This window comes from Armatimonas sp. (assembly GCF_043760365.1).
In the GTDB taxonomy this organism is placed as follows: Bacteria; Armatimonadota; Armatimonadia; order Armatimonadales; family Armatimonadaceae; genus Armatimonas.
Genome location: NZ_JAYUPA010000068.1, coordinates 1 through 2,381, shown reverse-complemented (window position 1 = coordinate 2,381; position 2,381 = coordinate 1). Strand labels below are relative to the sequence as shown.

The following is a 2,381-nucleotide window of genomic DNA, read 5'->3' as shown; positions in this document are numbered from 1 at the left end:
CCGCCTGATCTTTACACGATGCCAGGGAAAACAGCGAGACCAGTGCGGTCAGCGCGAGGCCCTGGCGAAGAAACAGGGATCGTTTCATAGTAAAACCTCCAAGGAGACTCCCTGCTTTAGCAGGGAGAGGAATTGGGAACCGTATAGAAGTTCCCGCGATTGATTCTTCAATTTATTTTTGCCAAGTCTTTCCGGGTTGTTCAAATCCTACTGAGTATCGTCATGGCTCTAACGCCAGGTATGAAGGCACGAAACCTACTATGAGGCTGTCACGGTTTATTTACCTTTAAAAGTGAATGTCCGAGGTTGAGTCAACACAGCGTTTTGGCTCGTAAAACATTCAGACGGCATCAGGATTTTCTTTCTGGTGTGGTCGGATTCAGTATTGACCTGCGCGGCTAGGTGCGGGGTACGGAGGCCCGGCCTCCTAGCCCTTGCGCACCGTATGGCTTGCAGGGTTTATCCTGAATGACGACACGGGGCAATGTAACTTGCCCTATGGACGGGGAGACGGTTTCGGCCTCTCTACTGTCAAAGCTCCCTGCTTTAGCGGGGGGATAAGTTACTCTTTGGGTAGTCCTCCGCCGCCAGTATAGCATATGTGGTAGCTACTGACTTACGATGTGTTTCTCTATTGCGGCGAGTGTCTCCGGATGCCCCGTCTCTTTGGCGAGTGTATCCAGTGCCTGAAATGCCTCAGCATAGCGCACAAAGATATGGCGCTGAAGGGGATCGCGCTCACCCCAGCCCGTGAGCAGGCCACGCGTGGTGAAACTTGTCCAGAGGGGAAGATTGGCGGCGAGTAGCGCCTCGGAATCGGGGCGGGTTCCGGGCAGATAGAGCCGCTCGGTGACTCCCCAGGGAGCGCGTTCAAACTCTGCTGCCACCCCAGTGAGGCTGGTATTCAGTAGCTTGCGGCGTGCGAAGCGGGTATCGCGCACTAAAAGTACAGCGCGGCCTTCGGCGAGAGCTTGGCTAAAAAACGCTCTCTGGAAGCGGCCGTCGGCGAACTGTGTGGTGGAAAGGCTTGTGCCCGGGAGAACACTATCGAGCGCGGGGTACTGTGCAAGCAGGTGGCGGTAGTACCAGGCATCATAGAGCAAGGCACTGCCTAGGGCGTTCCAGTCGGCCACCACCACATCCGGGCGCTGGTGCTTCACCCACTTCTGGTACCAGAGCGTGAGAGTGATATTGGAGTCGGTGATTATCAGCGCATTTTGTGGAGCGGAGCGTAGAATATTCTCAGAAAAATCCGCCTCGATAAAATTCCCGCTCTTGTCAGCGTCTTTCCAGTGCGTTCCAAGTCCAATCAAGGGCACGCCAATGGCGGCGAGTGTAGCGATTCTGGGCTTGAGAGCCACACGCTGTGCAAGAGACAGTGCCCCTGCGGCGATCCAAACCGCGATCATCATAAATGATGGCAAATAATAGACATAGATATCTAAAATGTGGTAGTTCACCACATAAACCAGGCTGCAAAGAGCGATCCAAATAGTTAGTAAGAGTAGGCTCCGCTGAGTCTTCCAGAGCGCCGCGATTCCCGCCGGAGCCAGCCAGAGCGTCCATGGCCCGAACTCCGCCACTAGGGCTTTTGTGTAGCGGATTGCATTCTCTCCAACCACACCCAGTGGCTGAGCGAACATGAACTGCCGGTAAAGATCGCCCGAGAGGTGCTTGTAGAACAGCTCGGGTGTCTTGGGACTTCCCCAGAGCACGGGGGAGTGGCTAAATTTTGCAGCGAGCGGGACATAGGCATAGAGAAGCAAGGGTAGCAAAAAGAGAGGCAGATAGGCCAAGAGCTGCTTAAAGCCGACTTTGCGCCACGCGAAGATCAAGAACCCCGGCAGAAAGAGCGCCATCGTCAGATTGTTCGTGAGCGCCAGACCATAAACCAGCACCAGCGAACCGAGCACACGCTCCCCACGCTCTAGCCGCATGCTCAGCCAGAGCACCGTGCACAAAAAGAGCGCCGTGAGCGTGTAGACCTCGCATGAGAGCGACTGTTGCCAGAGAGTCGGGGCAAAGGCGAGCAAGAGTGCAGCGCTTGTCGCCACCACGCGTGAGGGGATAAGTGCGGCGACAAACCGGTAGAACATGGCCACGGCCCCAGCTCCAAAGAGCGCTGTCATGAGGTTGACGCGCATCGCGGGCTCGTCTATGACGGGAGCGAGTCCTAAAAGAAAGGCGCGTCCCAGCAGGGTGAAGAGCGGGTAGCCTGTGGGATGGCAGACCCCCAGGGTTGCCATTGCCAGCTCGAAGTCTCCATCATCTCCCGTGTAGATCGTGCGGCACATCGTGAGTGCGTAGATCAGTGCGGCGAGGGCAAAGAGTAGCCAGGCGATCTTTCTATCGGAGAGCGAAGACATCGTGCTCTTGATTGT

The 2,381-nt window shown here is 56.0% G+C and carries 1 protein-coding gene; it reads right to left on the bottom strand.

Annotation, left to right across the window (positions count from 1 at the left end; genetic code table 11):
* Positions 1–608 precede the first annotated feature (608 nt).
* Positions 609–2,381: DUF2723 domain-containing protein (locus ACH2EH_RS01765; RefSeq protein ID WP_395138255.1), on the bottom strand; the 1,773-nt coding region annotated here is incomplete at its 5' end.